This is a genomic window from Arachidicoccus sp. (genome assembly GCF_050436765.1).
Classification (GTDB): Bacteria; Bacteroidota; Bacteroidia; order Chitinophagales; family Chitinophagaceae; genus Arachidicoccus.
On the sequence record NZ_JBNQGD010000055.1, the window covers coordinates 16,811 to 29,122 of the forward strand.

At 39.6% G+C, this 12,312-nt stretch carries 12 protein-coding genes; 7 read left to right on the top strand and 5 right to left on the bottom strand.

From position 1 onward, the window contains the following. Positions 1 to 24 precede the first annotated feature (24 nt). The 3 genes from egtB to ACQR30_RS02205 are packed head-to-tail and all read right to left on the bottom strand — an operon-like array spanning position 25 to position 3,595. Positions 25 to 1,179, bottom strand: coding sequence for an ergothioneine biosynthesis protein EgtB (egtB, locus tag ACQR30_RS02195; RefSeq protein ID WP_429730629.1), 1,155 nt, complete (start codon positions 1,177 to 1,179; stop codon positions 25 to 27). A gap of 11 nt (positions 1,180 to 1,190) precedes the next feature. Continuing rightward, positions 1,191 to 2,603, bottom strand: a complete 1,413-nt coding sequence (gene lpdA / locus ACQR30_RS02200; protein WP_429730631.1) for a dihydrolipoyl dehydrogenase — start codon at positions 2,601 to 2,603, stop codon at positions 1,191 to 1,193. 11 nt (positions 2,604 to 2,614) lie between these two features. Beyond that, the gene (locus ACQR30_RS02205) at positions 2,615 to 3,595 is read right to left on the bottom strand and encodes an L-histidine N(alpha)-methyltransferase (RefSeq protein WP_429730634.1); all 981 of its coding nucleotides are present in this window, start codon (positions 3,593 to 3,595) and stop codon (positions 2,615 to 2,617) included. Between the two features lie 502 nt (positions 3,596 to 4,097). Between ACQR30_RS02205 and ACQR30_RS02210 the strand changes: the two genes are divergently transcribed. The 4 genes from ACQR30_RS02210 (at position 4,098) to ACQR30_RS02225 (ending at position 6,047) form a co-directional block, all read left to right on the top strand. After that, positions 4,098 to 4,442 (top strand): DUF1003 domain-containing protein, encoded by a 345-nt coding sequence (locus ACQR30_RS02210; RefSeq protein WP_429730637.1) that lies wholly within the window; start codon positions 4,098 to 4,100, stop codon positions 4,440 to 4,442. Positions 4,443 to 4,535: 93 nt separating this feature from the next. After that, positions 4,536 to 5,009, top strand: coding sequence for a Dps family protein (locus ACQR30_RS02215; RefSeq protein ID WP_429730640.1), 474 nt, complete (start codon positions 4,536 to 4,538; stop codon positions 5,007 to 5,009). 132 nt (positions 5,010 to 5,141) lie between these two features. After that, on the top strand, positions 5,142 to 5,543 hold the full coding sequence (locus tag ACQR30_RS02220; protein ID WP_429730642.1) for a YybH family protein: 402 nt from the start codon (positions 5,142 to 5,144) through the stop codon (positions 5,541 to 5,543). A 141-nt stretch (positions 5,544 to 5,684) separates the two neighbouring features. After that, on the top strand, positions 5,685 to 6,047 hold the full coding sequence (locus ACQR30_RS02225; protein WP_429730645.1) for an SPW repeat domain-containing protein: 363 nt from the start codon (positions 5,685 to 5,687) through the stop codon (positions 6,045 to 6,047). 95 nt (positions 6,048 to 6,142) lie between these two features. Here the strand turns inward: ACQR30_RS02225 and ACQR30_RS02230 are convergent, their stop codons facing one another. Next, positions 6,143 to 7,663, bottom strand: coding sequence for a PLP-dependent aminotransferase family protein (locus ACQR30_RS02230; RefSeq protein ID WP_429730648.1), 1,521 nt, complete (start codon positions 7,661 to 7,663; stop codon positions 6,143 to 6,145). Positions 7,664 to 7,951: 288 nt separating this feature from the next. Here ACQR30_RS02230 and ACQR30_RS02235 point away from each other — a divergent pair, with 288 nt between their 5' ends. The 3 genes from ACQR30_RS02235 (at position 7,952) to ACQR30_RS02245 (ending at position 11,175) form a co-directional block, all read left to right on the top strand. Beyond that, positions 7,952 to 8,890: an NADP-dependent oxidoreductase gene (locus ACQR30_RS02235; RefSeq protein ID WP_429730651.1), complete on the top strand. Its 939-nt coding sequence runs from the start codon at positions 7,952 to 7,954 to the stop codon at positions 8,888 to 8,890. A 208-nt stretch (positions 8,891 to 9,098) separates the two neighbouring features. After that, complete coding sequence (locus tag ACQR30_RS02240; RefSeq protein WP_429730654.1) at positions 9,099 to 9,614, top strand: OsmC family protein; 516 nt, start codon at positions 9,099 to 9,101, stop codon at positions 9,612 to 9,614. Positions 9,615 to 10,293: 679 nt separating this feature from the next. Continuing rightward, on the top strand, positions 10,294 to 11,175 hold the full coding sequence (locus ACQR30_RS02245) for a helix-turn-helix domain-containing protein (RefSeq protein ID WP_429730657.1): 882 nt from the start codon (positions 10,294 to 10,296) through the stop codon (positions 11,173 to 11,175). A 99-nt stretch (positions 11,176 to 11,274) separates the two neighbouring features. Here the strand turns inward: ACQR30_RS02245 and ACQR30_RS02250 are convergent, their stop codons facing one another. After that, on the bottom strand, positions 11,275 to 11,865 hold the full coding sequence (locus tag ACQR30_RS02250) for a Crp/Fnr family transcriptional regulator (protein ID WP_429730660.1): 591 nt from the start codon (positions 11,863 to 11,865) through the stop codon (positions 11,275 to 11,277). Positions 11,866 to 12,312: the final 447 nt, after the last annotated feature.

Sequence of the window (12,312 nt, forward strand, 5' to 3'; positions counted from 1 at the left end):
TACTTTTCTCTTGATGACCTCCTACTATTCAATAGACAGCGCCGGATCGATATTCTGCGCCAGTCTGATACCCGTGTATTGCCACCTCAAATGTGGATGAAAGAAATTCCGATAGCTTGACCTGCTATGCCCCGGCGGCGTCACAATAGAAGCTCCTCTGAGTACCATCTGGTTGACCATAAATTTACCGTTATACTCGCCTATAGGGCCTGCCGCTCTGGAATATCCTGAATAGGGAAGATATGCGCTGCCTGTCCACTCCCACCTGCTTCCCCAATCAAACTGGGAGTTTGCGGCTTCCCACTCAAATTCTGTTGGCAACCGCATTTTCTTCCATGCGGCAAAAGCGGATGCCTCGTAAAAGCTAACATGTGCTACTGGGTCGTTTAACTTCAATGGTTGGAGCCCAGATGCACTATAGTTGCGCCACTGCCTATCCACCCAATACCAGTAAAGAGGTGCATTAATATTATTATTTTTGACCCAATCCAAGCCTTCAGCATGCCAATATTCGTGGTTACGATATGCCCCGTCCTCGATGAATTCAAGATACTGCGCATTCGTAATCAATTCTTTAGCAATTTTAAAAGCTGGAAGAAAGACTGCATGACGCTCTAATTCATTATCAAAACAAAATCCTTTATCCCTATTATTTCCAATGTAATACAGTCCTTCATTGATTCTAGCAAATTCATTTGAAGGTGAATTTGGAATAATGGCATTTGAGATTTCTTTATATGTTGGAAAAAGGGGATTATGACCCAAGATATATTTGATGTCAGTTGCCAACAACTCCTGATGCTGCTCTTCATGATTTAGACCCAAAATAGTTAGCATATCCAATTCATCACTTATTTGCTGGCTAAGTAAGTGCTCCATTGCTTCATCTACATGCCGACGATACCGATAGATTTCCTGAACTGTCGGCCGGCTTAAATTTCCGCGGTTGGTCCGGATAACACGCGCACCGAAGCTTTCATAATAGCTATTGAATACGTATGGAAATGAATCATTAAACAGGATGTAATCAGGAAGATTCGGCGACAATACAAAAGTCTCAAAAAACCATGTGGTATGTCCCAGATGCCACTTAGGAGGGCTAACATCTGCAAGGGGTTGGACTACATAGTCTTCTATTTCCAGTGTTGAACAGATTTCTTCTGTTCTTTTACGAACCATTTTATATCTATCTATAAGTGGTATGATTTTATTCCTGGTTGTATATTTTTTGCACTGAATAGATTATTTATGGATTCTGCATACGTCGGGTGAGCGAATATAGTGTCGCGTAATTGGTCATAGGTAAGATTACCCAGCATCGCCATTTGCAATAATGACATTAATTCGCCAGCACCTGGACATATTACGGCAACGCCTAAAATCCTTTTTGTCTTATTATCAACAATCGCCTTTATAAACCCAGTCGTCTCACCTGTTTCAAAAGCTCTGGCTATAAAGGAAGTTTTCATTTTTGCAACTGAATAGTCTAATCCCTTTTCACTGGCGTCTTTCTCTGTGAGACCAATTCTTCCAAGCTCAGGATCGATGAAAAGACAGTATGGAATCAATCGATTATGAGTAGAGGAAGCCTTTTTTCCAAATAAGTGGTCAGCGACGACGATAAAGTCGTGATAAGATACATGGGTGAATGCGGGTCCGCCCTTTACATCACCGAGTGCATAAATACCTGGTTCTGTTGTTTCAAGCTGACCGTTGACCGCAATATATCCCATATCGTCAACTTGAATGCCAGTTTTCGGCAAATCCAAATCCTCCGTGTTGGGGGCTCTGCCGGTAGCAATTAAAAGATGACTGCCTGATAATGTAATTGATTGCTGTTTGGATAAAACGTTTATGTTAATTGACTCATTATTGTCTGTACTCACCTGTCTGACTGTTGCATCAGTTATAATTTGCACACCTTCCATCTCAAGAATCTGACTAACAATTAATCCCACATCGTTATCTTCCTTCGGCAACAATCTTGGAGATTTCTCAATGATGGTAACCTGACTGCCCATTCTGCGGAAAATCTGAGAAAATTCGAGCGCAATATAACCTCCCCCGACAATCAGCAGGTGTTTTGGAATACAATCAAGCTCTAAAATGGTTTTTGAGGTGAGAAAATTTACCGACTGCAATCCTTCTATTTCAGGAATGCGAGGCCTTGCTCCCGTGTTTATAAATATCGACTCTGCCGCAATAGATTTGTGGCTAGATCCCTCTAATTGAACTCGAATCTCTTTATATCCTGAAAAACGTCCTTCCCCACGCAAAAGCGTAATGTTCGGATCTTGCGCCAATGAGTTTTCCAAACCCTTACGGAAATCTGCGACCACTTTATCTTTCCATTGATTAATCGTCTCATAATTTAGTGCATCATTACTTATTGTGATGCCATATTTTTCTGCTCGATGCGCCTGAACGATGATTTTAGCCACACCGACCAAAGTTTTTGTGGGTGTACAGCCATTATTTATACAGGTGCCACCTATAAAGGCTGATTCAACAAGCGCCACACGCATACCTTCCCCAGACAGTTTTTTAGCTAACGGATTTCCTGCTTGCCCTGAACCTATAATAATTGCATCAAATTTTTCCATTCTTTTCAATTTTAAACGGCTGTCCATAATGCATCCATAAACCACGACTTAGTATCTAAAAATTCTCCGGAATGAATAAATCCATTATCGGATGCCATCTGGCGAATCTGAATTTTTGAATATTTCTGTGATACTTCTGTCCAAATGCATTCATCTTTTTCAAAATGAATGCTAACTCCAGGTAGATTTACAACCATATCGCTTAAACATACTAGATAACTTTTTGCCGCGCCGGTCGAAGGGTCATAGTTACAATAGTGTTCAAACTGTTCAATATTAAAATCTCCGTCCAATTCCCGATTAATTCTTTCCAAGAGATTTAAATTGAATGCTCTGGTAAGTCCCTCACTGTCATCGTATGCCAGTTTGATAACTGCAGGATTCTTGACGAGATCAAACCCTATGATACATTGATCACCTGGTTGTAAATAACCACGTAATATTTTACAGAATTGATTACTTTCCGCTACTGTCATATTGCCGATATTACCGCCTAAGCACAACACGACCTTTCTTTTTTGCGTTAATAAGCAATGAGAGGCAAGTGTGTCAAAGTAATCACCTATCAAGCCGTTGAGTCGCAAATCTGGTATCTGAGCCAGTAAAAATGATTGTAACTCATTAATTACATTTTCAGAAATGTCAATAGGTACAAAATTAAAAGACACATTTGCAGCACTAAGGGTACGCAACAAGTGAATTGACTTGGCGCAATTGCCAGGTCCCAGTTCAATTAATTCAAAATCTGTATTTTGTATAGCTAAACGATCAATAATCTGCTTAGTTTGACAAGTAAAAATCTCCATTTCACATTTAGTTAGATAATAATCTGGAGACATCATAATTGCTTCAAAGAGGCTATCTCCATTTTTGTCGTAAAAGTATTTTGAAGACAACCTTTTGGGCGTCTCAGTCAGACTCTGGACAACGTCAAAATAGAAATCTTTGCTTTTTGTTATAAACCTGCATTCTTCTGCATCGATTGAGATCATACTATCAGTAAAATTAAAAAGATAAACTAAATCTTGCTTGATCTGCTAGTTCAAGCAAAGCACAAAGAGTGCAAGTTAATATCTTGGAATCTTTTTAACATTGACATTTGTCACACAGAGTATTTTACTAAACTGAATAGCTGTGGTAGATAAATTATATGATGACGTTTCACTAACGGCGATTTGTGAGATCTACGTGCTGATGAGGAGTTAAGCCTGCGACCGGTTACATAAATGCTTATTGTAGAGCTATATATAGATAATAACACCTTATTAAGACTACCAGCACATTATTTGTGACATATATCATTTTAAATAAGAATATTTTGAACTTTCCCTGTAAAGGGAATGACTCCAGAGACTTAAACATCTACGTTGGGCAATCAGATATTTTCAACGTATTATAATATCGATTAATTAATAAAACCTGACATGAACAGCACAAAGCCGGTTGCACCGCTGGTGACCGACTAGCTGATAAAGTAACAAATGTTATGGGTTCATGGAGCTTTATTGTTATTCAGACGATGGCCATCCTGATATGGGTCACCATCAATTTAATAGCCTATTTTGGCATTGGGATCCCTACCCTTTTATCCTTCTCAATTTACTATTTTCAGTCCAAGCGGCCTACGCTGCCCCAATTATCATGATGGCACAAAACAGTCAAAGTGCACGGGACAGAGTCCAAGCATATGGTGACTATCGAACTAACATTGAAGCGAAAGAAGAAATAGAGGGACTACAACTACGACCAAATAGGATTGAAACCGAGAAGTTAGATAAAATTATGGAAATGTTGCATGCCATAAAAATGGAAAAAGACGATTCTGCGTGTGAATATTGAATAAAAATTAATCACATATTGTGATGTATGTCATTGTTTATATCTCGTCAGGAACATAGTTTTACCGAAATTATTTAATCATAAATTTAAAGCATGAAGCCAAATATTGGAATAAGCCAGGAACATCTGGCAGAAATCAGTCAAGTCCTTTCCCACATCCTAGCAGATGAATTTGTACTATATACCAAAACCTGTAATGCGCATTGGAATCTAGAAGGATCAAATTTCCATGCAACTCATGTACTTTTTAAATCTCAATATACAGAAATCGCTGACATTATCGATACTGTGGCTGAGCGCATAAGGACATTGGGGCATTACGCTCCAGGAACACTTAAGCAATTTCTGGCATTAACACATCTCTCAGAACAGATAAGAGGAAAAAATGACAGCAATGGCTTTATGAAAGAACTATTGAGTGATCACGAGGCCATTATTATCAATATCAGGACGCAGATTAATCGCTTGGCAGAAAAGTTAAAAGACGCTGGTACTGGTGATTATTTGACGGGGCTAACTGAATACCACGAAAAAGTGGCCTGGATACTCCGTTCGCATTTGATTTAATATAAAAAATCTATAAAAACCTGGATGAGTCGAAACTTGTCGCTACACAAATTCAAATTTATCAATGTAATGTTGCAGAAATCGAAAAAAAATTATTAAAAACAACTTTATATAGCGCTTAATAGTAAACAAATGAATTCCTTTCCACTTCCTACTGAACCCGAACACATTGTCCCGTCGCTTGTTGAAAGGTTCAATTCCTGGGATGTCAGCAACCAGATGGCCCTGTATGCCCCGGAAGCAGTGTTTATTGCAAACGATGGGCGAACTATTACTGATCGAACCGAGTTCGCTGCCATAATCCAGCGTGATATGAGCCTTGGCCTACCGCTGGCGACTAATGTGCGCCATGTGTTTGTTGCCGGTGATACTGCTCAGATCGTCCTTGACTGGTCCATTGATGGAAAAGGCCCTAGTGGCGAGCACATACACATCGAAGGCACAGCGTGCGATATCGCACGCCGCGGGGTGGATGGATTCTGGCGGTACATTATCGACAATAACCAAGGTACGGCTGTGCGTCAATCCGTCTGACGTATCTAAGTCACAATTATCCTTCGAATAAATTCAGTTTTTTAAAGCCTTATAGTATACAAAGAGTTAGCAGCTAATTATATATACAAAAGCTTGCATTTATTTTTTAACCGTCCTATTTGTTACCACAACTTAAATATTATGAAATTAAGATTTCTTTCTCCTGCTAATCATGGCATAGTCGATTACCTCGCTGCATTTGCACTCATTGTTGCACCGTTTATATTAAATCTAGGTGACGGAAGTCCTTCAGCCTTATGGATGTCCGTTTGTTCAGGCATTGCTGTAATTATAGTAAGTTTGGCTACCAGATATCGCTATGGCGCTTTTAAAATTATACCATTTGGTGGTCATCTTACGCTTGACCTTTTGGTTGCGACGGTATTCATGCTCGTTCCATTTCTTTTTGATCTCAAAGGACTCGATGCAGCTTATTACTATATCAATGCTGTGGTTGTATACTTGGTTGTTGCCGTTACAGCAAGCGAAGAATCTTTCAGTTAATTGATAAATAATAATTTTTATTCCCTTGTTGAAATAGTATTGGGGGAATCAAGCAATAGTACTTCGGCACAGGGTCTATCTTGAAGGTTCTTACACTATTTTATGGCAAATGGTGTAAGGGCTTTTTTCCAAATTTCAATTGCCCTGGCCATTTCTGTTTCATTCAAGGAGCAATATCCGATACGAATAAAGTCATGGAGTAAACAGGTATTGGGTTTAAAAAAATAATTGCTTCCATCACTGATCTTTAATCCCAACTTTTCTGCATTCAGGGCAACAGCATTAGCGCTTATTCCCTTTCTGTAACGTGCCCAGATGGCGAGTCCACCATTAGGGTTCTCAAACGTTAAATATTCTCCCAGGTGTTCGCGAAGCAATCGGCAAGTATTTTCCAACCGTCCTTGATAAATCTTGTATGACTTTTTTAAGTGCCTTGATATTTCACCTGTGCTGAGAAGTTCAGCGATCGATTCTTCCAGCAACTGTTCACCTTGCCGGTCAATTAATCTACGAAGGGCAGCGGCTTTGATTATTACCACTTCTGGTGCTACCATGAACCCGATCCGGATACCTGGTGCAATACTTTTGCAAAAGGAACCTACATAAATAATATGAGCACCCGTATCCAGACTTGCCAAAGGCAAAAGAGGATTACTTGTAAAGTGATAATCAAAGTCATAATCATCTTCAAGCAATGCAAATCTATATTTCCGGGCAAGGTTCATAAGTCGCATGCGACGCTCTGCACTCAGTGTTACAGTGGTTGGCCTGTGGTGGTGTGGAATTATGTAAATCAACTTAGGCACCTTTTTTTTGCATAAATATTCAATCATGTCCACGTCCATTCCCTCGTTGTCTACCGGGATGAATTCCAGCGTACCTCCTGCCAACGTAAAGGCTTGATTCGCATCCATGTAACCGGGTTCTGGCACAAATACGATGTCTCCGGGACGGATAATTAATTGAGCGGTCAAATAAATGGCCATCTGCGTTCCTTTAGTTATAAGTATTTCTTTTTCAGTAATCTGCATTCCTCTAGTCCTATTTAGAAAAATTGCAAGTTCCACTCTTAGACGATAGGAACCTTGCTCCGGTCCATACATGAGAAGTCGATTACTTAAGTGATTCTTCCCAAATCTCCTATACTCTCTCACGATCTGTTCAATTGGTGCTATTCTTGGATCAGGGAATCCATCGTCGATTTTAAATTGCAGTATGGGTGTTCCAGGTATATTAAATTCTGCATCTGTCGTGCTTGGTTCCATTGAATGTTGCTTGCTTACCAGTGGATACGCGGGTTGCCGACTTCGTATGAGTTCCTTGTTATTTTGGCTAACTGCGCGCGTGACCGAGTCAGGGAGGTGCCGGGAAACATAAATGCCACTTCTATCCTTGGCTTCCACCCATCCCTGTGCTCCCAGTTCATCATAGGTTGCTATTACTGTTTTGCGATTAACTTTCAAGCTCTGTGCTAGTACACGTGAAGATGGAAGTGCCTGCCCTGGTTTTAAGATTCCGCTGCATATCAACTGAATGATTTTTGATTCTAATTGCAAATATAACGAGGTATGCTGGCCATCCTTTTTAAATGAAATTTCAAGAATTTTTTTAATCATAACTGGATCCCTATATATTTTTGAATTGGACCATAAAGGTAACCAAATTAGGATATAACTTTGTATTGCATTAAATCAAATACTTGTAGGATTTTAAAGATTAAAATCATGCAGAAAACCAAGATCCAAGATCCGTGCGCGCTGTTATATGGTTCCGAGCCAATTTGGACAAGATGGTGGAAGAAACGCTCTATGTCCTGGATGTCGATGAGGCGTTTACCATCGCAGGCAGTGTGCAAAGTAGCATACGGCAATATTTCCATAACAAATAACTAAATAAAGATTATTATGAAAGCAATCATTGTAACAGATCAGACTGCCGGAACAGCTGGGATGAAATTGGTGGATCGACCCGAACCACAGGGGCTCGAGGATCTATCTGGCGCGAACTATGGTGATGTTGTAGTTCAGGTTCATGCATCGGGATTCACCGCGGATGAACTCTCATGGCCATCGACCTGGGTCGATCGCCTGGGTCGTGACAGGACGCCTTCGATCCCTGGCCACGAGCTTGCCGGAGTCGTCACGGCTCTCAGCTATGGAACCACCGGGCTATCGGTAGGGCAACGGGTGTTCGGCCTCACAGACTGGGTTCGTGATGGCACGTTGGCGGAATATGTAGCCGTTGAGGCACGTAACCTCGCGCCACTACCGGGTGATGTAGACTTTGCAGTGGGGGCAGCCATTGTGATGCCGGGTCTGACCGCATGGCAAGGTCTATTCGACCATGGCCGCCTTCGTGCGGGACAGAGCGTCATCGTCCATGGTGCAGCGGGCGTAGTCGGCTCTATGGCGACTCAACTTGCCCGTGAGGCAGGTGCCTACGTCATAGGCACGGGCCGCGCCACCCATCGCCAGACGGCGCTCGATTTCGGTGCACAGCAATTCATCGACCTTGATAATGAGGCTTTGGAAGAAGTAGGCAAGGTCGACCTTGTTTTTGATGTTCTCGGCGGAGATGTCTTGATGCAGTCTGCGGGCGTGATCAAACCCGGAGGGACTTTGGTGACGATAACCGGTCCTACTGAGGCTCGACCCGTTGGTGGTCTGACAGTCGACTTCGTCGTCATACCCGATCGTGCACAATTGAATGAGATCGTCCAGCGGGTCCGAGATCAAAGGCTTCGTCCCAACATCGGCACTACTGTATCTCTCAATGATGCCATCTCTGTTTTCAATTCGACTGATCGGCGCAAGGGGAAGACAATCATTCGCATCCTCCCATAAAAAATCAGGAAGGCCGAGCAGTGTGATTTTTTATTGATGAGTATATTGCTGAACTACGACGAGTTGCAGAAAAGTAAAATATTCTTAAATGTAACTATGATAAGCAACAATATAAAATATTAGCTTCCTAAATCGAGGCTGTGAAATGATGGACTCATTACTTACTTATAACATCATAATATAATATTCCGTTCTAAAACTGAAGATCATGATACATAAAAAGGAAACTGTGCGCCTCTTTGCAAAAGATATCACCGGAGACTTGGCCAAAGACCGTCAGGAAGTTATTGTCAATTGGAGGGCTGGGCAGCTGGTATTAGACGAACCCTCCTTCAACGGGGGCAAAGACATTGGCCCGGATCCCTTTACAACTATATTGTCAGGATTGGTGGGCTGTACGTTGACTACATTACGTATGTATATTAACAGAAAAGGTTGGAATATTACAGACATTCATTGCTCGGTAAATATGTTGCAAAAGACAGAACCATTCAAGACTTTTATTTTCAGAACCCTTTCCTTTGGCCAGCCAGTGACAAATGAGCAAAAGGAAAGGTTGCTCTGGATAGCCAGAAATTGCCCAGTTGCCAGATTGTTACAAGGTGAAATCACGATAGACACACTTCTATCCGATAATGCAGCTGTACCTGCCGGAACTGGTAATTATCCTCCATCAGACACGGAGTCCCTTCAAGCAACTGAAAATTATGCTTCGCAAATTTGACTCGGTAGAAAAATCATTAGTGTTCTAAATTCTTTTATATAAGGTGTGACTGCATTTAGGAGCTGATGGCTATGCATGATGGGTAATGTTGTTAATACGAACTCGGCAACCTAGCACCCAATGGTACTTTATTTTATACCTTATGGTATAGATGTATGTGGTCTGTCTTAGAACAGAACGCCTCACTAGTTCATTATAATCTTACAGAATAATATATCCAAGCAGATATTTGAATTGAATTTAAAATGGAGTTTTCAATCAAAGGGTATGTTATCTTTGTTATAGGATAATTGAGAAAGATTGAGGTATGTTTCCCATCATTGGATATACTTTATTTACTTTTCGCCATTATCTTATGAATTCAGTGTTGATTTTCATCGGGAAGTCTACAAATCGTCAGAGATCCTCAGATAAAGAATTAGATCTTAACGCTACGGTTATATTTCTACTCTGACCTACTCGAACCTATCACTAAAGTTATATTTGTTCTTTCTGATTTGCTCCACTAACTTTCTTTAAATTGTTCAAGAACGGATTATCACTTTTGCAAAAATATATTTATAGTTGTTATCGATTTGTTACAAGGAAATTGTTTCTAAGTGGGTGTCTATAAGGTCTTATAGATTCTAGGTTTTTATTTTAATGTCAAAAAAATACTAGTTAATAAAGTTATTGGAAGATGAGTGAACAATTGAAAATAGAATTGGTGAACCCTCAAACAAATGTGTTAGCATTTAGGCTGATACAGCTTAAAGACGACCAGTATTTTAAAAGTTTGAAAAGCTATAATTGTTATAAAATAATCTTGATAAGAAAAGGAAGTGGTAAATTAACCTTTGATATGGCAAAGTATGATTTCTCTGAAAATTGTTTAATCAGATTTCCGATCTATCAGCCATTTCAAATCGAAGCAGATGGTCCAATTGATGGTGTATTATTACAATTCCATCCGGATTTTTTTTGGAACCATAAATACGATATGGAATTAACAAGTAAGCAGGTGCTATTCAAGAGTATCGGTGAAATCCCCTTAATAAAAGTAAGCAAAGAGGAAATGTCTAAATTAATGCATCCACTTGATCATCTTCTCTTAGAACTCAACAATGACTCAATAGGCCGTTATGATATAGCGATCTCCTGGGTGAAAATATTCATGATCTACGCTTCGCGGATAAAAATGGAAAGAGGAATAATACACTCTGAACCCCTCTCGGAGGTGCATTATACTTTTAGGGAATTGGTTAATGCGGTAGAAGAACATTTCCATCACAAGCATCGACCTGCGGATTATGCAAAATTGTTGAACCTTACTGTCAAGACACTCAATCGAATGGCTAATCAGTATTTAGGTAAGACAGTAGGAGATATGATTTCAGATCGCATAATCACCCAAGCTAAGCATGAATTATATTTAAATAACAATCCAATCAAAGGAATTGCTATTGAACTTGGATTCCATGATGTATCTTATTTCAGCCGATTTTTTAAAGCACGGACTACCGTATCTCCGGAACAGTATCGTAAATCATTAAGGGGGAATTCAAATGAAACTGCAGTTTGATTTGTACACATATGATATTTAAGCTGCTGGAATGTATGGGCTTTAGATCAAACTTCACCCCCTAGCTGCCAATATATTCATTACCAAATATTATAAATGTCATAGACTGACCATATTCGTACGTATTCTGGTTAATGTCTCCCTTGTTATTCCAAGATAGGACGCAATTATATATATCGGAATTCGATTGTGCAATTGCGGAAAACAGCGGATAAATTGTCGATACCTTTCTTCTGCTTGGTGACTAAGCATCATATATATTCTGTCACGGGAGCTACTACACTCTTCCGCAATAATTTTAGTATTAAGTATATTGAAATTAGGGATTTCTCTCAATAGACTTTTAAAACTATCTTCCGAAAACTGTATGATCACGGTATCTTCTAATGCATCAATAAAATCATTCGACGGTGTTCCGGATACTAGACTTAAACGATCATTCATCCAATGATTGACTGGTGAAAGAGCAAATATATGCTCATTGCCGTTGTTGTCGATCCGGTATGATCTGAGACAACCACTGCATACAAAAGTGTGATATCTACATACGCAACCCTGACGTAATAAATATTGCCTTTTCTTAATTTGCTTTGATATCGCCAGTGACTTAATCGTTGCAATCTCTTTTTCAGAAAATAAACAATATCTACTGATATAGCTTTCAAATAAACTGAATATATCTTCGGACATTAATAGGAATAACTGGTTACTTTAAGTAATTTTAATATCAAAATTCTAATTGAATGTTATTTCAACAAACCAAAATATCTACGTCTTGATAATTTTTGATCTTCCTGAGATTCAATTTTGACTAATTTATCTCTGTAAAATTAAAGCATATAGTAAGGGTTACAAATGGACAAAAAGGACAATCTGTTGTAAAATCTGCCTGGATTAATTAGAGCTATGAATCAATTTTTGAGAATTAGCCTTTACCAATTCTGATTCAGAGGTTAAGGTGTTTCATTTTTAATTTCACTTATGCAAACTATTAGGGTGTGCCTAAATAAAGCGCGAACGTAAGATTGTTTCATTATGAATATTCAAAAAAGCCCTTATCTTCAGAACATGCTATAAATAAGGTATCCACCCCACGAACTACATCTTGTTTAATTCGATAAAATTTTGTGGGTATAG

Bases quoted from the DNA above. Each gene is read 5' to 3' on its own strand.
- egtB (WP_429730629.1), bottom strand. From the start codon at position 1,179: ATGGTTCGTAAAAGAACAGAAGAAATCTGTTCAACACTGGAAATAGAA.
- lpdA (WP_429730631.1), bottom strand. From the start codon at position 2,603: ATGGAAAAATTTGATGCAATTATTATAGGTTCAGGGCAAGCAGGAAAT.
- ACQR30_RS02205 (WP_429730634.1), bottom strand. From the start codon at position 3,595: ATGATCTCAATCGATGCAGAAGAATGCAGGTTTATAACAAAAAGCAAA.
- ACQR30_RS02210 (WP_429730637.1), top strand. From the start codon at position 4,098: ATGGAGCTTTATTGTTATTCAGACGATGGCCATCCTGATATGGGTCAC.
- ACQR30_RS02215 (WP_429730640.1), top strand. From the start codon at position 4,536: ATGAAGCCAAATATTGGAATAAGCCAGGAACATCTGGCAGAAATCAGT.
- ACQR30_RS02220 (WP_429730642.1), top strand. From the start codon at position 5,142: ATGAATTCCTTTCCACTTCCTACTGAACCCGAACACATTGTCCCGTCG.
- ACQR30_RS02225 (WP_429730645.1), top strand. From the start codon at position 5,685: ATGAAATTAAGATTTCTTTCTCCTGCTAATCATGGCATAGTCGATTAC.
- ACQR30_RS02230 (WP_429730648.1), bottom strand. From the start codon at position 7,663: ATGATTAAAAAAATTCTTGAAATTTCATTTAAAAAGGATGGCCAGCAT.
- ACQR30_RS02235 (WP_429730651.1), top strand. From the start codon at position 7,952: ATGAAAGCAATCATTGTAACAGATCAGACTGCCGGAACAGCTGGGATG.
- ACQR30_RS02240 (WP_429730654.1), top strand. From the start codon at position 9,099: ATGATACATAAAAAGGAAACTGTGCGCCTCTTTGCAAAAGATATCACC.
- ACQR30_RS02245 (WP_429730657.1), top strand. From the start codon at position 10,294: ATGAGTGAACAATTGAAAATAGAATTGGTGAACCCTCAAACAAATGTG.
- ACQR30_RS02250 (WP_429730660.1), bottom strand. From the start codon at position 11,865: ATGTCCGAAGATATATTCAGTTTATTTGAAAGCTATATCAGTAGATAT.